This window comes from Proteus sp. G2674, from assembly GCF_009915195.1.
Classification (GTDB): Bacteria; Pseudomonadota; Gammaproteobacteria; order Enterobacterales; family Enterobacteriaceae; genus Proteus; species Proteus mirabilis.
On sequence record NZ_JAABLS010000018.1, the window covers coordinates 103,497 to 125,068 of the forward strand.

The 21,572-nt window shown below is 37.0% G+C and carries 17 protein-coding genes; 11 read left to right on the forward strand and 6 right to left on the reverse strand.

Annotated elements, in window-relative coordinates:
• Window positions 1–83 precede the first annotated feature (83 nt).
• The 8 genes from galK to GWI58_RS08960 all read left to right on the forward strand — a co-directional run bounded on the left by galK (window position 84) and on the right by GWI58_RS08960 (window position 11,032).
• Entirely contained in the window at window positions 84–1,256 is a 1,173-nt protein-coding gene (gene galK, locus GWI58_RS08925; RefSeq protein WP_004248506.1) for a galactokinase, read from the forward strand.
• Window positions 1,243–2,313, forward strand: coding sequence for a galactose-1-epimerase (gene galM / locus GWI58_RS08930; RefSeq protein ID WP_161769100.1), 1,071 nt, complete (start codon window positions 1,243–1,245; stop codon window positions 2,311–2,313). Before galK ends, galM begins: the two co-directional genes overlap by 14 nt.
• Before the next feature lie 179 nt (window positions 2,314–2,492).
• Complete coding sequence (locus GWI58_RS08935) at window positions 2,493–3,503, forward strand: substrate-binding domain-containing protein (RefSeq protein ID WP_049198782.1); 1,011 nt, start codon at window positions 2,493–2,495, stop codon at window positions 3,501–3,503.
• 376 nt (window positions 3,504–3,879) lie between these two features.
• Entirely contained in the window at window positions 3,880–5,514 is a 1,635-nt protein-coding gene (locus GWI58_RS08940) for a sodium/sugar symporter (protein ID WP_004243978.1), read from the forward strand.
• A gap of 237 nt (window positions 5,515–5,751) precedes the next feature.
• Complete coding sequence (locus GWI58_RS08945) at window positions 5,752–7,791, forward strand: IreA family TonB-dependent siderophore receptor (protein WP_004243977.1); 2,040 nt, start codon at window positions 5,752–5,754, stop codon at window positions 7,789–7,791.
• 110 nt (window positions 7,792–7,901) lie between these two features.
• Window positions 7,902–8,729: an alpha/beta hydrolase gene (locus tag GWI58_RS08950; protein ID WP_233693294.1), complete on the forward strand. Its 828-nt coding sequence runs from the start codon at window positions 7,902–7,904 to the stop codon at window positions 8,727–8,729.
• Window positions 8,730–9,087: 358 nt separating this feature from the next.
• Complete coding sequence (locus tag GWI58_RS08955) at window positions 9,088–10,254, forward strand: MFS transporter (RefSeq protein WP_004248501.1); 1,167 nt, start codon at window positions 9,088–9,090, stop codon at window positions 10,252–10,254.
• A 124-nt stretch (window positions 10,255–10,378) separates the two neighbouring features.
• On the forward strand, window positions 10,379–11,032 hold the full coding sequence (locus GWI58_RS08960; RefSeq protein WP_017627947.1) for a DUF1287 domain-containing protein: 654 nt from the start codon (window positions 10,379–10,381) through the stop codon (window positions 11,030–11,032).
• Window positions 11,033–11,499: 467 nt separating this feature from the next.
• On the opposite strand, the gene GWI58_RS08965 is transcribed toward GWI58_RS08960, so the two are convergent.
• Together GWI58_RS08965 and GWI58_RS08970 are read right to left on the reverse strand one after the other, a co-directional pair.
• Window positions 11,500–11,883, reverse strand: coding sequence for a YkgJ family cysteine cluster protein (locus GWI58_RS08965; protein ID WP_004243972.1), 384 nt, complete (start codon window positions 11,881–11,883; stop codon window positions 11,500–11,502).
• Window positions 11,884–12,270: 387 nt separating this feature from the next.
• Window positions 12,271–12,615: a DMT family protein gene (locus GWI58_RS08970; RefSeq protein ID WP_004248496.1), complete on the reverse strand. Its 345-nt coding sequence runs from the start codon at window positions 12,613–12,615 to the stop codon at window positions 12,271–12,273.
• Window positions 12,616–13,071: 456 nt separating this feature from the next.
• On the opposite strand from GWI58_RS08970, the gene umoC reads away from it, so the two are divergent.
• Window positions 13,072–13,485, forward strand: coding sequence for a flagellar biogenesis regulator UmoC (gene umoC / locus GWI58_RS08975; protein ID WP_161769101.1), 414 nt, complete (start codon window positions 13,072–13,074; stop codon window positions 13,483–13,485).
• 106 nt (window positions 13,486–13,591) lie between these two features.
• On the opposite strand, the gene GWI58_RS08980 is transcribed toward umoC, so the two are convergent.
• The 4 genes from GWI58_RS08980 to GWI58_RS08995 all read right to left on the reverse strand — a co-directional run bounded on the left by GWI58_RS08980 (window position 13,592) and on the right by GWI58_RS08995 (window position 18,112).
• Window positions 13,592–14,296, reverse strand: a complete 705-nt coding sequence (locus GWI58_RS08980; protein ID WP_161769102.1) for a LutC/YkgG family protein — start codon at window positions 14,294–14,296, stop codon at window positions 13,592–13,594.
• Window position 14,297: 1 nt separating this feature from the next.
• Window positions 14,298–15,719, reverse strand: a complete 1,422-nt coding sequence (locus GWI58_RS08985) for a LutB/LldF family L-lactate oxidation iron-sulfur protein (RefSeq protein WP_004243964.1) — start codon at window positions 15,717–15,719, stop codon at window positions 14,298–14,300.
• A gap of 10 nt (window positions 15,720–15,729) precedes the next feature.
• Entirely contained in the window at window positions 15,730–16,449 is a 720-nt protein-coding gene (locus GWI58_RS08990) for a (Fe-S)-binding protein (RefSeq protein WP_161769103.1), read from the reverse strand.
• Window positions 16,450–16,585: 136 nt separating this feature from the next.
• Complete coding sequence (locus GWI58_RS08995; protein ID WP_004243961.1) at window positions 16,586–18,112, reverse strand: L-lactate permease; 1,527 nt, start codon at window positions 18,110–18,112, stop codon at window positions 16,586–16,588.
• A gap of 1,974 nt (window positions 18,113–20,086) precedes the next feature.
• Here GWI58_RS08995 and GWI58_RS09000 point away from each other — a divergent pair.
• Together GWI58_RS09000 and GWI58_RS09005 are read left to right on the forward strand one after the other, a co-directional pair.
• On the forward strand, window positions 20,087–20,665 hold the full coding sequence (locus GWI58_RS09000; RefSeq protein WP_004243958.1) for an NAD(P)H-dependent oxidoreductase: 579 nt from the start codon (window positions 20,087–20,089) through the stop codon (window positions 20,663–20,665).
• 28 nt (window positions 20,666–20,693) lie between these two features.
• Window positions 20,694–21,272, forward strand: a complete 579-nt coding sequence (locus GWI58_RS09005; RefSeq protein ID WP_094959872.1) for a histidine phosphatase family protein — start codon at window positions 20,694–20,696, stop codon at window positions 21,270–21,272.
• The last annotated feature ends 300 nt before the right edge of the window (window positions 21,273–21,572 follow it).

Below are 21,572 nucleotides of genomic sequence, written 5' to 3' on the forward strand. Positions count from 1 at the left end.
AAATCACTACCTAGCCTAGGATGCATCACTATTATATTGATGTAACAGGTTGTTATTACTTAATTTTAAGTTAAGGATTTATTATGCAGGCACTGATTAATAATGTGACTCATTCTTTTACCTCTATTTTTGGTTATGCCCCAACACATTTTATTCAAGCTCCAGGCAGAGTTAATCTGATTGGTGAGCATACTGATTATAACGATGGTTTTGTTCTTCCTTGTGCCATTGATTATCAAATGGTAGTTGCTGCCGCCAAACGAGATGATAATCTTATTCGTGTGATTGCGGTTGATTATCAGAATGCGCAAGATCAATTCTCTCTCGAACATCCCATTGAGTTTTTACCTAATAAAATGTGGGCTAACTATATTCGTGGCGTTATTCATTTTTTACAACAAGCCAAATATGTATTTCAGGGTATGGATATTGCCATTACAGGTAATGTGCCTCAAGGGGCTGGCTTAAGCTCTTCAGCTGCATTAGAAGTGGCTATAGGACAAACAGTAAAAACACTTTATCAACTTCCTATTAGTCAAAAAGAAATTGCCCTTAACGGTCAAAAAGCAGAAAACCAATTTGTTGGATGCAATTGCGGTATTATGGATCAGCTTATTTCTGCATGTGGTGAAGAGAGCCATGCACTATTAATTGATTGTCGTTCATTAGCCACTACGGCGGTAAAAATGCCAGAAAGTGCGGTAGTGATGATCATTAACTCAAATAAAAAAAGAGGGTTAGTCGATAGCGAATATAATACGCGTCGTCAACAGTGTGAGGAAGCGGCAAAAATATTAAATGTTACTGCATTACGAGATGCGACCTTAGCGCAATTGCAAGCGAAAAAAGCACTGATGAATGATAAAGTATATCGACGTGCTCGTCATGTGATCACCGAAAATGAGCGTACTTTACAAGCGGCTGAGGCGTTAAAACAAGGCGATCTTACTAAACTTAGTGAGTTGATGGCACAATCACATATCTCTATGCGTGATGACTTTGAAATAACCGTTAACGAAGTGGATACACTGGTAGAAATTGTTAAATCAGTGATTGGTTCGCAAGGTGGCGTTAGGATGACTGGCGGAGGTTTTGGCGGCTGTGTGGTGGCGCTGGTGACTCCTGATTTAGTTGCAAAAGTGACACAAGCGGTAGAAGCCCAATATAAAACCCAAACAGGTTTAAAAGAAACTATTTATGTCTGCTCTGCAAGCCAAGGGGCGGGCTATCTGGAGATAACTAATGGCATTAAATGAAAACCGTTTTTTTAAGCCTGAACAGATGACCACACAAGCCGCTTTTGATGGTTTGCCTGCTCAAGTTGTGATTTTGACAAACCGTTTTGGTATGTCTATCTCCATTATGGATATTGGTGCGACATGGTTAAGTTGTATTGTCCCTGTTAATGGCTATCGTCGCGATGTGCTTTTAGGATCTGCAGATATGAAAGCCCATCAACAGCAAACGGCCTATTTTGGCGCAACGGCAGGGCGTTTTGCTAATCGTATTGCAGGGGCTAAATTCACCATCGCCGGAACTGAGTATCGCCTTGTTGCTAATGAAGGCAACAATACGCTACATGGTGGTAAACAAAATTTTAGCCATCGTCGCTGGACTATTGTGGCGCAATCCACACAGTCGGTCACTTTAAGCTTGCTATCTGCAGATGGTGAACAAGGATTTCCCGGTACTGTCGAAGCCAGTGTGACATATACATTAACGGATGATAATGAAGTTCATATTAATTATCAGGCCATTAGTGATAAAACGACAGCGCTGAGTTTAACTAATCATGCCTATTTTAATTTAGCTGGGGAGCATACTCAGCGAACGGCACTTGAACATGATTTAGTTATCCACGCTTCTCACTACTTAAAAAATGGCGCGGGTAATATTCCTACAGGGGAAATTGTCGATGTGACTGGGACGGGATTCGATTTTCGCCAATTAAAACGTATCGGCATCGATTTTATGCGAGATGAATGTCAAAAAGCCGCTAATGGCTATGATCATGCGTTTATTTTAGACAAACAAAAAATAGCAGATAAAGCATCGATTGCCACAGTTATTGCCCCTGAAGGTGAGCTTAAAATGGATGTTTTTACTACCATGCCTTCTATACAGTTTTATACAGGAAATTTTTTGGCACAGAGTAAAGGAAAAACTCGTCGTTATGGTAATTATTCGGGGCTGGCTTTAGAGACACAATATTTTCCTGATGGGCCGAATCATCCTGAATGGGGTGAGAACCAAGGTATTTTAGCTGCAAATACTCCGTGGCATAGCCAAACAATATATAAATTTTATCAGTAATAGATAAAGGAAAGTGTAAACGCTTTCCTTTTTTACTGTTTATTTGATCATTTTACTTTTTAAATTTCTTATCTTCACTGATAATCATGCCACTTGTTTTATAACTTACTCTTTTTCTTAGCCATCGATTAATGACACAAGGTTTTTAATGCAGAATAAGAGTTATTTATGAGGTGGATATGGCAACTATCAAGGATGTGGCAAAAGAAGCGGGTGTTTCTGTTGCTACGGTATCTAGGGTCATTAATAACTCACCAAAAGCGAGCCGAGCATCGATAGAGATTGTCAATTCGGCAATGCAAAAATTAGGTTATCGCCCCAATGCTGCTGCGCGAGCACTGGTCAGTCAAAGTACCCAAACATTAGGTGTTTTGGTGCATGACGTATCCGATCCCTTTTTTGGGACCTTGGTCAAAGCGGTCGATAATATTGCCAGAAAAGCGGGAAAACATATTCTGGTGTGTAATGGTTACCATGATGCGCAAGATGAACGCCAATCTATTGAACTCTTGATCAACAGCCGTTGTGATGGTTTAGTGATCCACTCTAAGGCACTTTCTGATGAAGAGTTGTTAGCTTATGCCAATGAAGTCAATAGCATGGTATTAATTAACCGTTTTATCCCAGAAATTGCGGAACGTTGTGTCGCCTTAGATAACTATAAAGGGGCATGGATTGCTACCGAACACCTTATTCGCCAAGGCCATACTCAAATCGCCTATATCTCATCCACTCACCATATTGAAGATACCAGCCAAAGGCTTGCGGGATATAAAGCTGCTTTAGCAGCTTATAATATTAGTTTGCCTGAAAGCTATGTCGAATATGGCGAGCCAGAAGGCGAAGGGGGAGAGCAAGCGATGATGCGTCTATTAACCAAGTCGATAGATTTTACAGCAGTGGTCACCTATAACGACTTTATGGCTGCTGGGGCATTATCGGTGCTTGATGAAAATGAGATCCCTGTTCCTGAAAAAATTTCAGTGATTGGCTTTGATGATGTACTTATCGCTCGTTATATTCATCCTCGGCTAACAACGGTGCGTTATCCGATACATATGATGGCAGAGCAAGCAGCAACATTGGCGTTAAAGCTTTCTCAAGGGGAAGCTTTAACCCAAAAGCAGCGTATTTACTCACCCACTCTGGTTCAGCGCAACTCCGTTTATAATTTAAGCCACCTTTCTTAATCATCCATTATACTTTAAACATGTTACAAACTTCTGATAATAGGCTCAGAAGTTTGTAACAGTTTGTTTAAGCGCCTTTTTTATCTGTTTTATCGCTTAAAAATATTCTTATTATTATCTGGTTATTTCTTGTAATCGTTATCAAACTCTCTTTATTTTGTTTATTTTTAGCGATGACTTTTTTCTCAATTAAAAGAGCATAAAGTGAAATCAGCGAATTTTGTTGATTTATTAGTTAAGGTAATCGTTTGTTATGTGCTTTATCGATCCGATTTTTAACATAGGCGATAAAATTGTGAACGGAGTAACGGAAAAAGCAAGTGGAAACGTTTACATTAATATTCTCTTCTCTCTATGGGTCTGAAAGGAAAATATTATGCATACAGAAGGTGTTGGATTAAGCACAATAGATTATGCAATCTTTGCCCTCTATGTCATCATTATTATTAGCCTTGGATTATGGGTTTCTCGTTCAAAAGATGGAGCTAAAAAAGGAACAAAGGATTACTTCCTCGCGGGTAAAACACTGCCTTGGTGGGCGATTGGTTCTTCTCTTATTGCTGCTAATATCTCAGCTGAGCAATTCATTGGTATGTCTGGCTCAGGATTTTCGATAGGTCTTGCTATTGCATCTTATGAATGGATGGCAGCATTGACGTTAATCATCGTTGCTAAATACTTTTTGCCTATTTTTATTGAAAAAGGCATTTATACCATTCCTGAATTTGTTGAGAATCGTTTTAAAAGTCGTAATTTAAAGACGATCCTCGCCGTATTCTGGTTAGCACTCTTTATTTTCGTTAACTTAACATCTGTATTGTATTTAGGATCATTGGCGTTAGAAACCATTCTTGGTGTGCCGATGATGTATGCCATTATTGGTTTGGCACTATTTGCGGTTATCTACTCGCTTTACGGTGGACTTTCAGCGGTTGCATGGACGGATGTTGTACAAGTTTTCTTCCTGATCCTCGGTGGACTTTTCACGACCGTACTTGCTGTTAGCTATATCGGTGGTGATGGCGGAATAATGGAAGGCTTAAGTAAGATGACAGCCGCCGCGCCAGATCACTTTAAAATGATCTTAGCAAAAGAAAACCCACAATTTATGAATTTGCCAGGAATTGCTGTGCTAATCGGTGGGCTATGGGTTGCTAACCTCTATTACTGGGGCTTTAACCAATACATTATTCAGCGTGCTTTAGCTGCTAAATCTATTAATGAAGCGCAAAAAGGTTTAGTGTTTGCCGCTTTCTTAAAACTGATTGTGCCTATTTTAGTTGTTGTGCCGGGGATCGCAGCTTTTGTTATCACAACCGATCCTACGCTGATGGCAGGATTAGGAACAATGGCACAGGAGCATATCCCAACCTTAGCGCAAGCGGATAAAGCCTATCCTTGGTTAACACAATTCTTACCTATTGGGGCTAAAGGGGTTGTGTTTGCAGCACTGGCAGCAGCTATCGTTTCTTCTTTAGCTTCCATGCTTAACTCTATCGCGACTATTTTCACGATGGATATTTATAAAGAATATATTGGGCCAAAATCCTCAGAAACCCGCTTAGTTAATGTGGGACGTATTAGTGCGGTGATTGCATTGATTATTGCTTGCTTTATTGCGCCACTGTTAGGGGGCATAGATCAGGCATTCCAATATATCCAAGAGTACACAGGTTTAGTGAGCCCTGGTATCTTAGCTGTATTCCTGTTAGGACTATTTTGGAAGAAAACTAATGCTAAAGGGGCAATTATAGGGGTTGTACTCTCAATTCCTTTTGCTTTATTCCTAAAATTAATGCCACTAGGAATGCCATTCCTTGACCAAATGATGTATACCTTTATTTTCACCGCGGTTGTTATTGGTTTGGTCAGCTTAACCTCAACGAAAAGTGATGATAGCGTAGGGGCGATTGTATTAACTGATGCAACATTTAAAACCCAAAGTGGGTTCAATATTGCTTCTTATATCATTATGATCATCCTCTGTGTGCTTTATGCTGTATTTTGGTAATTAGTAATTAATTTTATTTATCAATGTATTACAAAAAAAAGCAGAGCCAATAGCTCTGCTTTTTTTGTCACTTCAATGCCTATTCAAATCTTCTTATCTTTGTTGCTCTAAATTGCTTTGATGCAGATTAAAAAATATCACTAAATTGCAAAAGAAAATTATTCTCACAGTCAATTGATTAAGATAATATTAATCATTCTCATTACTATAACCATTATTTGACTTCAGGGATTTGTTATGAAATTTAAAATAAGTGCTTTAACAGCCTGTATTTTAATGACTTCTTATTCACTACACGCACAAGAAGATAAAGTAGAACGATTGGTTGTATCAGCCTCAGGGTTTGCACAGCAACAAACAGATGCACCCGCTAGCATTACGGTAATCAACAAAGAACAATTAGAGAAAAAACCGATACACGATCTTGCTGATGCCGTAAAAGGGGTTGAAGGCGTCAGTGTGAATGGTAATGCAAATAAACAAGAAATTACTATTCGTGGCTTACCCGGAGAATACACACTGATTTTGGTTGATGGCAGACGTCAAAATAGTCGTGAATCACGCCCTAATGGGAGTGGTGGATATGAAGGTGGATTTATTCCTCCTGCGGATGCCATTGAACGGATCGAGGTAATACGTGGGCCAATGTCATCACTTTATGGCTCAGATGCGATGGGCGGTGTGATTAATATTATTACTAAGCCTGTTACTAAAGAGTGGCATGGTGCAGTTTCCATGGGGGGAACATTGCAACATAACCGTGACGCGGGAGATTCTATCAATGGTGATTTTTATCTTTCAGGCCCATTAATTGAAGATAAATTAGGTTTACAACTTTATGGTAGTAGTTACTTACGTGCAGAAGATAAAATTACGTATGGGCAAGGGCGTAACGATAATAAAAATATTACGGCCAAATTAGCTTTTACTCCTACAGATAACCAAACCATTTTATTAGAAGCTGGACGCAATTCGCTACAACGCACGACAACACCGGGTAAATCGATGAGCGAATTTACCAATCGTGGTGGACGTCTTGATAAAAACAAAATGCTAGAAACGAACAATGACCGTAACCATTGGGCATTAACTTATAAAAATCAGTTTGATATTTTGCACTCTGAGTTAAGTGTTTATCAAGAACAAACCAAGCGTGTTCAAAAGACGGAAGGTGTAGATAAAGCGACAGGAAATAGCTACAAATATTATGAAGATCGCCGCCCTGAAATCACTAATACTGTTTTCGATGCTAAATTTACCGCATTCCTTCCTGATAATGTGATGACTTTTGGTGGTCAATACCAATATGCACGTTTAAAAGACGAATCTTCAGTCGGCGGTAAAGAGGTCAAACAATCTACGATCACCGCTGATCAAAAAGCGTTATTTTTAGAAGATGAATTTAGTGTCACTGATAATTTAGCCCTAACTGGGGGAATACGTCTTGATGATCATGAATACTATGGTAAGCACTGGAACCCAAGAGCATACGCGGTTTACCATTTAACCGACGAATTTACCATAAAAGGGGGGATTGCTAAGGCCTTTAAAGCCCCGAGTTTACGAGAAATTAGCCCTCAATATGGTACATCAACGGAAAAAGGGCGAGCGATTATGTATGGTAATCGTGACTTAAAACCTGAAACTTCAGTTAGCCAAGAAATTGGTGTTGGTTATGACAATGGTGATGGTTTTACCGCCAATGTGACCTTCTTTAATACAGAATTTAAAGATAAGCTTACCAACTACGATACGGGTGAAATCGATCCTATTACCGGATTAAAACTGTACCAATATGATAATGTGGGTAAAGCTAATATTAAAGGGATTGAAACCGCGGTTGCATTCCCTGTCGCTGATAATTGGCGAGTAAGTGCTAATTACACTTATATCAACTCTAAGCGTAAAAGTGATGACGAAAAATTAGGCTCTGGTGAATCATTAAAAGGTTATCCATTGGATATGACACCAAAACATAGCGCCAATGCGCGTGTTGATTGGCAATACGATGAAGCTACCAGTTTCTATGCCAATACTGCCTATACTGGTAAGCAAATTTGGGCGGCTCAACGAAATGGTTATACTGGCGCTCGTTATCGTAGTGGTTATACAACCTTTGATTTAGGAATGACCTATAACTTTAATAAAAATACCATGCTAAATTTAGCCGTATTGAATATTACCGATGAAACGGGTCCTGCGGTCAACGATAAAGGGGGGAACTGGGTCGTTGATGAAGGCCGTCGCTATTGGGCAAATATCAAATATAGTTTTTAATCTATCTCAATAAAGGTAAGCCTCATTTATTATGGGGCTTACTGCCATCATTTGATAATAACTTACAGAGTATCTGATTGATGAGAATACTAATGTTATGTGGAATGATAATGTTATCTTCTATTGTGCAAGCAAGACCTAATCAACAAGTTCCTCAACTCACACCACAAGTATCAACCTATTATCACATTATGGAAAAAGAGGTTGAGCATCAAGGAAAGCAGTATCGCTTTTTTCTTGCGATCCCCAAAAATACGCCTAAGACAACAGTGCTGTATAGTGTTGATGGAAATGCACAATTTCCACTTATTGTGAATGAAGCACTAGCGCAAGCGAAAAAGCCATTACCTGTTATTGCAAGCCTAGGCTATGTAGGTGAAAAGGCCTATTTTATAGCGGAAAGAACTCACGACTATACCCCAAGAGTACATGGCGAAGCCTTTGCCAAAGGCGGTAATGCTGAACAGTTTTATCAGTTTATGGTAAGCCAATTAAAACCCTATGTACTAGCACAGACGGCGCAAGAAAACATCACTATTACTGAGCAATCACTATTTGGACACTCCTTTGGTGGCGTGTTTACGCTATATGTATTATTTAATCATCCAGACGCTTTTCAACGCTATATTGCTGCTAGCCCATCTCTTTGGTGGGGAAAAGGTGAGTGGATCACTCAAGATAAATGGCAACAGATCCCCAATAATGTTGCGGTGACTATTACATTAGGTGAATTAGAAGAAACCCCTGATTTTTCTCAAATGAGCGAAGAGCAACGCTTGCGCTATCAAACGCGTAGTAGCTGGCTTACTCCTCGACAACTCTGTGATTATCTTACTGATGCCGGCAAAACATGCCAATTTTACCTCTTTACGGGGAAAGGACATGGCAGTTCAATCCCTGATGCAATCAAAACCGCTTTAGAACAAAGTACAGAATAAGCGTTGTTATTAACGGCTGTTTTATTTAATAAAATAGCCGCTATTCTGCCCTGTGCGCTGTTATCACAATCGCTATAGATTATTCTTAATTTAAAAAAATAATTTGCGCCAAGGACTACTTTTTTACCGTGAAAGGACGATAATAACGGATAGGATAAATAAAATTACTCGCTAGCATTAGATTTTATAATTTTATTTATTTTTAGTAACGAGCTATATTCACGCACCCCTAACTTAGGGACGCCACCCACTGTTTTCATCACTATTGCTTTCATCTTTTCTGGATGAAAGGAGTGCCAATGTCTGGCTTCGAGAAAACAGCGCATGATTAACCGTTTTGATTGTGGAGACGAGGGTAGTGAAACAGAACACTACTTTGGTACGCAAAGGTGACAGTACATTAGTACCTGTCGCGGGTTTAACGGTATTTGCTATCGCATCAGGCTATTTAATGAGTTTAATTCCACTATCTATGGATAGTTTTGGTATTGATACTTTTTATGCTAGCTGGTTAGCAAGCATTTACTTTATTGGATTACTTATAGGTTCAGTGATGATCGAACCTATTATTGCAAAAATAGGGCATAGGCTCTCTTTTGTGCTGTTTTTATTGTTGTTAGCATTCACCGTGAGTATTTTGCCACTGTTACCTTATTTATCGGTGTGGCTAGTATCTCGCTTTTTCGGTGGTATGGCGGTTGCGGGTATCTTTGTTGTAGTCGAATCATGGTTATTAATTGGTGATAATCCTAAAGAGCGAGCTAAACGCTTGGGTTTTTATATGACATCACTTTATGGTGGCACAACATTAGGTCAGCTTGCTATTGGTGCCATTGGTACGCAAGGGGCAATTCCTTTTATCGCGGTATTGGCATTGCTATTAATTGCAGTGTTACCTCCTTTGTTTTTTAAACAAGGACAACCCCAATGCCACGAGCATAAAAGTTTGTCACTTAAACAGATTAGCCGGCTGAATAAAGCTTCTTTAGTAGGCTGCATGGTTTCTGGCGTTGTGATGGGGAGTATTTATGGCATGATGCCATTGGCTTTAAATCAAGGGCAATTTAACACCGACCAAATTGGGGTGTTGATGGCAGCAATTATTTTAGGTGGTATGGTTGTTCAGCCTATTATTAGCAAATTGTCGGTGATGATGAGTAAAACCCTATTATTAGCCATGATGTGCTTAGTTGGGGTATTTGCGATGGGCATGACTTATCTGTCTAATGACTATGTGGTGTTAATTATTGCATTAGCTTTATTAGGAATGTCATCTTTTGCACTTTATCCTATTGCTATCACATTAGCTTGTGATCATGTTAATGCGAGCTATATTGTGGCAATTACTCAGGTGATGCTATTAAGTTACAGCGTGGGTTCAGCAATGGGGCCATTAGGCGCAGGTATGTTTATGTCACAAGCAAGTAACGGCATTATGAACTTTTTCTTTGTCGTGTTATTAGCGACAGCTGTATATATGTTATTTGCCAGTTTACGACGCAAAAGCCATATTGTGCTTAACTAATTGCGTTAAACACTTTCATTCTTTGATATCAACCGAGTTGCTTTTAAGAGTAACTCGGTTTTTTTTATTGATGCGTCATAGCTAATTAAGATCCTTCTCATATTTTTACCCCACTATTTAGCAAATGATAAAGTCATTAAATAAAGATGATTTTAATTATCATCGATTGATACAACATGGAAATAATTCTTTGAAAATATTCATATTTAGCTTTCTCTCTCTGATTATCTTACCCATTTCTGTTTCCCAAGCGATAACACCGACACAAAATAAACAGCTGGTGGCTTATGCAACGGATCTACCTAGAGCCGTTATTTATGATCCAGCCTACCGTAAAATTAATTATCCTAATGGTGATGTGCCTGCTCATTATGGGGTGTGTAGTGATGTGATTATTCGTAGTTACCGAGGAATTGGCATTGATTTACAAAAATTGTTACATGAAGATATCAAAGCCAATTTTGCACTTTACCCTAGTAAACGTATCTGGGGACTTAGTCGACCTGATACTAATATTGATCACCGCAGAGTACCCAATTTGGAAGTTTTTTTCTCGCGTAAGGGAAAGGTGAAACCTATTAGCAAAGAGGCGTCAGACTACTTGCCTGGTGATATTGTTAGCTGGCGCTTAGATAATGGGCGTCCTCATATTGGTCTCGTCATAGACAAGAAAAGCAGTGATAATCAGCGCTATTTAGTGATGCATAATATTGGTTTTGGACAAGTCGCTGAAGATGTTTTATTTTCGTGGAAAATAACCGGTCATTACAGTTATTAAAATTAGATTTAAATAGAATATAAAAATATTTACTAATAACGAGTAATAGCAAAATAAAAAGAAAGTTAATTAATATAATATTAATAGACGCCCATACTAAAAATAATTATTTTGGTATGGGCGTCTATTTCTGGGGGAGAATATTTTCATCAGAAATATTCATAATTAGTCCTCTAAGCCACCGAGTAACATACTGACAACGGCAACGGAACAAATAAGGGAAAGGAAAAGAATGAAAAATGAGCTACTGATCATAGTGACCTCCTAATTTATTGCTATTTTTAAATAAAAAACCTCACTAAATACACGTTATTAATTGATTACTCTCTATACTAGATGATTTATAAATAAAGTCAAACTAACCTATTATTTTATAATGCTATTTTTAGTGAAAATTCTTTATTTTGTGCAAAGAAGTGCAAAATTGTGATCAAAGAGACTCAGGAGGGGCTAGCCCCTCTGATGTTCTACGCAGAATGCGGTAGAGAAATATTAGGAAGAGGAGGAAGCCCAAAAGCGGCTCTTGCCCGATCGCAAGCTTCATTTTTTACGCCATTAGCCCAAGATTGTTCAAACTCACGGCAAGGGGAAGGTCTCTGTTCATAAATTGCACAACTCACGCATTCACCAACTTCACCAATCAATTTTTCACAGCGTGGTTGTTTCTCATTAGTTCCTTTCATACATGATAGAAAAGGGGTTAAGGGTTCGGTAAATTCGTCAGGAACAACACCACCACCACTTTTCATTTCAGCCCAATAGAAAGAGACTCTAAAATAGGCGCAACATGCACCACAATGCATACAGGGATTATCCTGCATATAAATAAAATCGTTAGAATGTTTGCTCATACCAGATACCGTTTTATCTGACCTTAAAATAATATAAGAAGTTTTTGAAAATCGTTTTCACTTAAGAGAAGCAACAAAGAAAGAAAGAGAAACAATGCCTCTCTTAGCTAGCTATTATGCGCTGAACGAAAATATTTTTTCAAGAGTAATATTTGCTTTTTGTAGTCAAATTTCCACTAATGCAGTGCATAATATGGGGTGTGGTAATTTATTGAATGATATAACTTAATCTTGCTATGAATTACTGGTTAGTACTTAATAATAGCAATCAATTATTTTGATTGTTTTTTGTTCGACTGATGTGGGGCTCTACAAAACAAAAAACCTCATTTCGAAATGAGGTTTTGAAAATTTTCATTTATTTTATCAGCAGCTATTTTTTATTCTTTAAAATGGCCCCTTAAAAATAAATAGCGCACCCGCACCAATTAAAATAAAACCGATAAAGTGGTTAAGTGTGAAACTTTCACCTAAATAAGTCACCGAAAAAACAGCAAAAATGGTTAGTGTGATGACTTCTTGAATGGTTTTTAATTCGGCTGCGCTGTAATAGTTGTGGCCGATACGGTTTGCAGGAACTGCAAAACAGTATTCAACAAAAGCGATTAACCAACTGAGTAAGATCACTATAATTAACGGCTTGTTACCGTATTTTAAATGGCCATACCAAGCAAAAGTCATAAAGATATTGGAAATTATCAGCAGAATAATGGGGGTAAATTTATACAACATATTTGTCATACCACCAGAGGTTTTAAAGGGAGAAAGTAGCAAAAAATCAGCGATGAGATTACTGCAAAACGCTTTGTTTTGCTATTGACATCAAGTAAAAAAAGTCTATTTTTTTGCTTCTATTGCTAAAAATAGAACTTCAGAGGATCAAAAAAAATTGACTTAAATCGAGAAAAAACACTAAACCTGATTTTTTGTATATTATCCTCTCAATAGATAAATATAACGCTTACTAAGATTATTATTAAAACACCTTTTTTTATAAAAAATACTAATAAAATAGATAGATTTAAAGACTTATTAATTATAGTTTTACTTCTTATTAAGATTTATTTTCTACACTTAATGCGACATATCCTAAATTTGTGTTTTCGCACTAATAGATGTGGTGTTAATTCTTTAATACCTTATATTTGACAGTCAAATTTAGTAAAAAATTTATTATTGGGAGCCAACGTGAAGATAGGTATGCTTTTAATTTCTTACAGTTTACTCACAATGAGTTTGATCTCTTTTTCCTCCTTTGCTCAAGTAAATCACGATCCCCTGACCAAATGTTATGAGTTGTCAACAGATGCAAGCCAAACAACCATTAAAGCTTGTCTATTAGATGAACTAAGATTATCTGAAGAGCAGTTGAATGTTATCTTTAATAAAAGCAAAGGCGACCTTGAAGATAGTGACTCTATCGCGGCTAAAAGTGCTATTGATGCATTAGTCAGTTCACAAGAGCAGTTTATTCTTTTTAGAAGTAGTGAATGCCAACGTCAATCTGCTTTAATGATGGGGGGCAATGGTGCTGATGAAGTACTGCTGGCTTGTGAAATAAAATTAAATCAATGGCGAGCTAAATTATTACTCACTAATTAAGCCATAAATACAAAACACCTGTATAAAAGGTGTTTTGTATTTGGGTCAATCCGTTGACCATGACGTTAAGTTATTTGGTTATCGTTTTTATATTGTTTCGTTTAAACTAACAATCTTCAATAATAAGATAAGCGGCATGAACAGGGCCATGAACTCCCCATACTTTGATTAATTCAATATCAGCCGTTGAACTTGCACCACCAATTAAATTGATACATGAAGGCATTCTGATCCCATCTTGTGACATTTTGTGTAAACGCTCTGCAAGTTGAGCCACTCGCGGTAAAATGTCACTTTTGCGTAAAATAACAATCGAGGTTTCAGGTAACAGGCTGACAGAACGCCCTTTTTCCGGAGAAGAAAACAGCACAATCCCGCCAGATTCTGTTAATCCCGCTTCCGCAAAGACAATCCCTATTTGAGAGCGCTCAGCATGAATAATATTTTCATGACCGAGTTTAGGATCCCAAATATAAGTTTCAAATTTTTCACTAATAGCTTGTGTTACACCAAGTGCATTTAAGCGCTCATCACCACTTATTATCACTGAGCCTTGACAATCATAGCTTTCACAAAGCGCTATTAAGCTATTTATCACTTGTTCTGGTTTAGTGATAACGCATCTTACTTGCTGGGTTTGTGCAAAATCAGTAAATTCTTTGCATAATTCATCTTGGGTTAAATTTGTTAAGCGTGTTTTAGCTAAATTATTAATAGGGGGATCTTGTGGTTTTGGCGTATGCGTCACCTCACGTCCTAATTTTTGAGCAATAGTTTGCAGAAACTCAGCACGATTTTGTTCGTTTAACATATTATTTTTTTCCTTCTGCTTTGTGGCGCTTAAACCAACTACGGAAACTATAACCATCGGGTTTTGGGAGATCACGTGATGCCATCCAATCATTGAGTACACTAATCTTGATTGGAGTTGAGCCATTTTTGATCATCAAGCCCGCCATCTTAGCCCCTACATTCATGCCAACTTTCCAAAGCGTGGGGTGCGCATTAATGTAATTAAACATACCGGTTACACGACGCTCAGCTTTTGGTGTTAAACCACTTTCCGCCATGACTCGACGATGTTTAAGGATCAATTGTGCTAAAGGGATTTTGACCGGACAGACCACATTACATGCATTGCATAATGAGCAGGCATAAGGTAAGTCATGAAAATCTTTATAGCCTCCTAAGAGTGGCGAAATAACCGCACCGATAGGGCCGGGATAAATAGAGCCATATGCATGACCACCGATATTACGATAAGCAGGACAGGTGTTTAGACAGGCTCCACAACGGATACAGCGTAGAATATCTTTAAATTGTGAGCCTAAAATTTCAGAGCGACCATTATCGACAATCACTAAATGAAACTCTTCAGGGCCATCAACATTACCCGCTTCACGAGGTCCAGTTACCCAAGTGTTATAACTGGTTAGGCGTGAGCCAACCGCACTACGACATAACATCGTGATCAGCGGATCGACTTCTTCAAAAGTAGGCGCAACACGCTCCATTCCCATAACGGCAATATGGGTTTTAGGTAATGTGGTCGTCATCCGTGCATTACCTTCGTTAGTTACTAAACAGACAGAGCCCGTTTCTGCAACCGCAAAGTTACAACCTGTGACTCCAATATCAGCAGAAAGAAAATCTTGTCGAATACGTTGCCTGATAAAAAGGGTCATATCTTCAGGGGTTTCACTACCTTGATAACCTAGTTTTTCATTTAGCACTTTACGTATTTGGTAGCGATCTTTATGGATCGCCGGTACAACAATATGAGAAGGGGGATCGTTATCCAGTTGCAGAATATATTCACCAAGGTCGGTTTCGATAATCTCAATACCTTCATTTTGCAAGGCTTTGTTCATACCGATTTCTTCGGTTACCATCGATTTTGATTTAACGATTTTCTTGGCATTTTTCTGTTTGGCAACGTTACAAATATAGCGTGTCGCATCTTCTGCCGTTTTGGCAAAATAGACATGACCGCCGTTTTCAGTCACTTTTTCTGATAATTGATAAAGATAAGCGTCTAAGTTTTCAAGAACATGGTTACGGATTTGTTCTGCGCGATCACGCCACGCTTCCCAATCACCTAACTCTTTTACCATTATTTGGCGATTGGCTCCAATGCGCTCTTGTGCCATAACAACGGCGTTACGCATAATGGTATCATTCATTTCATGCGCTAAGCGTGGTCTAAAATCGATATTACTGGTTTTAATAGACATTGCAGCCCCCTTATTGACTCATTAAAACTTGTGCAATATGCAGCACTTTGACAGGACGCTTTTCACGACTTAAACGGCCTTGAATATTAATTAAACAACTGGTGTCTGCACCAATGACGTAATCAGGGCTGACTTCCATGATATGTTTTACTTTTTCAGTGACCATTTCACCGGAAATTTCTGACATTTTTACTGAGAAGGTGCCGCCAAAACCACAACAAGTTTCTGAATTGGCGAAAGGTAACATTTCGAGTCCTTCAACATGTTTTAATAAGGTTAAAGGTTCACTAACAACCCCTAACTTTCGCGTTAAACTACAAGAGGGATGATAAACCGCTTTACCCGCAAGGCGGGCGCCAACATCAACCACACCTAAGGTGTTGACGATAAAGCTGGTAAGATCAATTAAACGATTGGCCACACCTTGGGCTCGCAGCGCCCATTGAGGCTCATCGGCAAGATAGCTGGGATAGCCTTTAATCGCATAAGTGCAAGAGCCTGCAGGGGAAATAATCGGATAATCATTAACTTCTAATGTCTCAATTAATGATTTCATTGCGGGTTTTGCATCATTAACATAACCGCTATTAAGTGCTGGCTGACCACAGCAACCCTGGCGCTCTTGAAATAATACTTCGCAACCTAATTTTTCGAGCAATAATACGGTATCTCGTGCCGAATCTGCTTTTAGCACATCACCAAGACAGGTTGCATAAAAATTAACTTTCATTCACCGAACTCCAAAACATCGCTCAGATGTTGTCATTTTTATTTAAGATAAAATTCTTATTGGTTATTTTTCTTTATTTTTGTTATGTCAAAGCGATAGGTGATAGCCAAGATAAGCCATCACTTATCTTGTATAGTTAATTCATTAGGTGATAAATAATGCCGATTTTGGCACCTAGGATGATGATATAGGCAATACAATATTTTAATGTTTCTCGCATAATGGCACTGCTTTGCCCATCCATTTTGGTCGCCGAAACGGCGATCGCGATACTTTGTGGTGAAATCATCTTACCGCCAGTCGCCCCAGAGGTATTAGCCGCTGCGAGAATAAAGGGATCAACATGGAGTTTTGCCGCTGCACTGGTTTGAAGCTTGCCAAATAGTACGTTAGAGTTTGTATCGCTTCCGGTTACAAACGTTCCTAGTGCACCAATGACTGGGGCAATAAAGATAAATCCAGCGCCAGTAAAGTTAACTAATGTTTCCGCAATGCTACCAATCATGCCACTGAAATCCATTACCGTTGCCATCGCAACAATAGCCATAATGGCAATAATGGAGTTCTTTAATTGAATTGTGGTTTTTACTAATACAGAAAAGAGCGTTGAAAGGCTTGCACCTTGAATAGTGCCACCAACAAAACTCGCTAAAATAATCAATACCCCAGGCGTACTTAACCAAGCAATAGTTTGATATTCAGTTTGAGTATCACTTAATACAAAAGGAATTTTAGTTGCAATAGTTCCTACTGCGGTTTGGATTGTAGGGAATAGCGGAGAGCAGGCTAAGATAAAAATAAAAGTAAACAGATAGATAGAGCTAGCGACTAATAGCTCTTTAGCTGAGTGTTTTGTTGGTTGTTTACTTTTATCATGGCCTGTTTTCATGCGTTTAGCTAAGAAAATAACCACAATCAGACTGACTAGGCTTCCTGCAAAGGCAGGTAATTCCGCACCTAAATTAGCTGCGACAATATATTGAGGGATTAAGGTGCTGATCCCACACATTAAAGTAATAAAGCCGACACCTTTAATGGCTTTAATACCACCACCAGCAATAGCAACAATGACAAAAGGTAATAGAATATTGAATAAACCAAGTTGGATAATAATGGTTTTACTTAACACCAATACATCAAGGCCGGTATTTTGTGCCAAAATAGACACTGGAATACCAACGGCACCAAATGCGGTAGGTACCGTATTTGCGACTAGTGAAGCGACGGCTGCTTTAAAGGGATCAAAACCTAATGCGATTAAAATACCGATAGGAATAGCAACTGCTGTACCATAACCTGCAACTGCTTCTAAAAAACCGCCAAAACACCAAGAGATAAGTAAAACTTGTACGCGTTTATCATCGCTGATCCCCGCTAATACGTCTTTTAATACCTCCATTCCTCCTGTTTTTAGCATTAGGTTATAGCTGTAAATAGCCGCAAGAATAACGATAATAATCGGCCATAACCCCTTTACCGCACCATAAAGTACAGATACAGAGGCAAATTGTAGGGTATTATTCCAATGAAAAATAGCGAGAGCCACAGTGATAATTAGCGAAACGAGGACAGCGTGATGAACGGCCGATTTCATTTTTAAAATCATAAAAATCAGAACGGCTAAAGGAACAATTCCCAGTAAAAATGATAGATAGTCTGACATAATTATTTTTATCCTTAAGTTTGCAATTTTTTATCGTTTATCACTGCACCGGCAAACCTATTCATTCGTCATTTATGTTTTGTGTAGGGCACTTAGTTTGATGGTTTTCTATTTTGCTGAAACGATAAATCATAAAGAAAAAAAGATAGTTACCTAAAGAAATAATATAAGCATTCGTTACTTAAACTATTGTCAGGTTAGGTTGTGGGCTATTGTAGGAAAAATTTAGAAAGATGTAATAGAATAAAATCAATTGTGTGACAAATATAAAAAAAATCTATTTTTGTTACTAACTAGTTATTATTTGTCTTGTTTTTTGACTTTTATCAATGTAATTAATTTATTGTTATTGTTATCAAGATGATTTTTGATAGTAAAAATAGAGTTTTTTATTACTTATACTGGTAACTTGTTCGATACATTAAAGCCTAACTTAGCTTTTTTTATTGGTATCCGGCTCATTCGACACCTATAAAACATAAATTTTTATAATGTTTTTTATCTGTGTTATAAAAATCAGTTTTATAAACCAAAGTACGTTACCATTTAATATATTCATTATTGATATTAATTATTTTTTATATTTTATCTTTCATTATAATTAATAAATAATAATGTTTTATTTTTAAATTTATATAGAGATTAATTCTTTTTATTTTTAATTTTAAAAGTTTTTTATTTTAAGATTTTTTATTTATTTTTTTGTGGAAAATAAAGAAGATAAAAAATAAACGCTAATTTATTTTATATTGCTTTGTTCCAATAAATAAGAATATGATTAATGTTAGATATATTAGTCATTCAAAATTCATAAAGAAAAGATAATATTATACAAATTGTTTAGTTGACACTTTACTATCAGTGATGAAGTTCTTTTTTATGTTACATTATGATATTACTAGTATAATAGGTAAATTATTTGTATTACAAATCAGTGTGATAATTAATATTTAAACAAGTGATTAGATAAAAATGCTGTAAATATTGAACGGCTAGTAAATATAGCTAAAGTTAAAATAGTGATCGAGATCTGCTTTTTTCTTAATAAAAAATCGTCATATATACCAAAAAGGGGATGTCTTATTATTACTCTCTATTTTTAATTGTGACCAAGACGACTATTGTTAGGGTATTAACAAAGGGGAAATAATACATACACTAGCAAATTGTCAGCATATCATTTTCACTCACTTATCTGTTTTTCCGCTTATTGTTATTTCTTTGTTATCGGGTACAAGTAGCGAAAATTTCTGCTACTTAACTATCAGGTTTATTCTGTTTTTGCTGCTTGTTTTTTCTACAGACTTTGACGCTTGTTTATTTGAAATCGCGTTAAGTACGATCGCTTATAAAGTCTGAGAGTTTGAAAATAACGTCCATAAAAAGCAAGATCAGCTGATAAAAATCTTTATCGTTGATAAATAATTTCATAAGTTATGTTAGCAATGTTTTAGGATTTAACATTTGAGATTATTTTATGCTCAGAGTAAAAAATAGCCATGTTGTTCATAAAAGGCATCTGTATGGTGATTGTGATTAGCAGTGTTGAACAGCGATTAAATCAAAAAGCGATTCATTATGAGTCGCAATTTCATACAATATTGAGATGTTTATGCTGACAAGGATCTTAAACAACAATCAGTAAGAGCATACTTTTTGATTTATAAATAAACTAGGAGTAAGTCACTAGTATCCACCAGCGTTATCGTTAATTAACTCAATTTAGGCAATAAAGTAGACAATAAATAATAGACTTTTGCGATAAAAGCAATAATCCACTTTATTGAAATACACAGTGATTAATGGCTACTTTTTTAGCATTTTTAACTTGTTATTGGTTTATTCTGTTATAATAAAAGTGATTAATACTGCAGTGTGTATTTTTGGTGATTTTTTGCCCTGAAGTGCATCCGTTTATTTTCTGTTAAAATAGCTCATATTAAATATTTAGTAGTAAGAAAATTAGGAGTAAATATGAATATTCTACTTATTAACGGTGGACAAAAATTTGGGCATTCTGCAGGACAATTAAACCGTACATTACATGATATCGCTCTGGCACATTTGGCGACATTAGGGCATCAGGTAAAAGAAACACAAATTGAAGAAGGCTATGATATCAACGAAGAGATAGAGAAATTTATCTGGGCTGATACTATTATTTATCAGATGCCGGGCTGGTGGATGATGATGCCATGGAAAGTGAAAAAGTATATGGATGAAGTTTATACTTATGGTCACGGCAAACTATATGAAAATGATGGACGTACTCGTCATGATCCAAGCAAACAATATGGTAGCGGGGGATTGTTGCAAGGTAAGCAATATATGATCTCCGTGACTTGGAATGCCCCTATTGAAGCTTTCAATGAATTTGGTAATTTCTTTGATGGGCGAGGGGTTGATGGTGTCTATTTTGCTTTTCATAAATCACAACAATTTCTTGGTTTATCTCAGTTGCCTACTTTTATGACCAACAACGTCATTAAAGAGCCTAATATTGAGAAAGATATTGTAGAATATAAAGCACATCTAACCAAAGTCTTTGGCTAAAAATTAAACGGCTCAAAAGGAGTGTTATATGCGCTATATCATTATCTTTTTGAGCCTCATTTTATATGGATTTAATCTTATGGCTTATTCAGAACAAACGCTGGTATTTATCCGTCATGGTGAAAAGCCTAATAATGATAGCGGGCAATTAAGCTGTCAGGGATTAAATCGTGCGTTAGCTTTACCTAATCGATTGATAACACAATTTGGTCAGCCTGATGCGTTATTTGCTGCAGCACCAAAACAAAATAAACTTGGAAATTCATTACGCTCTCTTCAAACTTTAACACCTCTTGCGGTGAAAACATCACTGCCAATCCATTTAAATTACCATGCCAAAGAGATAGACCCATTACGTAATAAACTGCTGAGCGAAGAATATCAGAATTCAGTCATTTTTATTGCTTGGGAGCATGATAATTTAGTTAAAGTAGTAAGAGATATTGTGGCGCAATTTGGTGGTGATCCAAAAGCTATTCCTAAATGGGAAAGTGGTGATTTTGATAGTATCTATATATTAAAAATAATCAAAGAAGCAGATAAGAAAGAAGTGCTCTTTGAGCAACAGCATCAACAGCTAAATGATGTGCCTAAACAGTGTCCTTAGGCTGAAAAACGCAATATATCATTGTCATATATATTAAAACAAGCTCGATTAATTATTTCCATATGGTTTAATTTATTGCTACCTATTTTATTTTTTATTCAAAAACTATTCTTTTATTATCTGTTTATTACCATTGTTAGGTTTATTTTAAGTAAAAACACTTAAAATCCTAATTGTCGTGTTGGTTTACTTCCCTGTTTAGTTTACTCAATAAAGTATCCTGTTGATCATTGTGAAGTAATATTGTTATTTATCATTTGAATGATTTTAAATATATCCGATAATTAAAATGTTCTAATT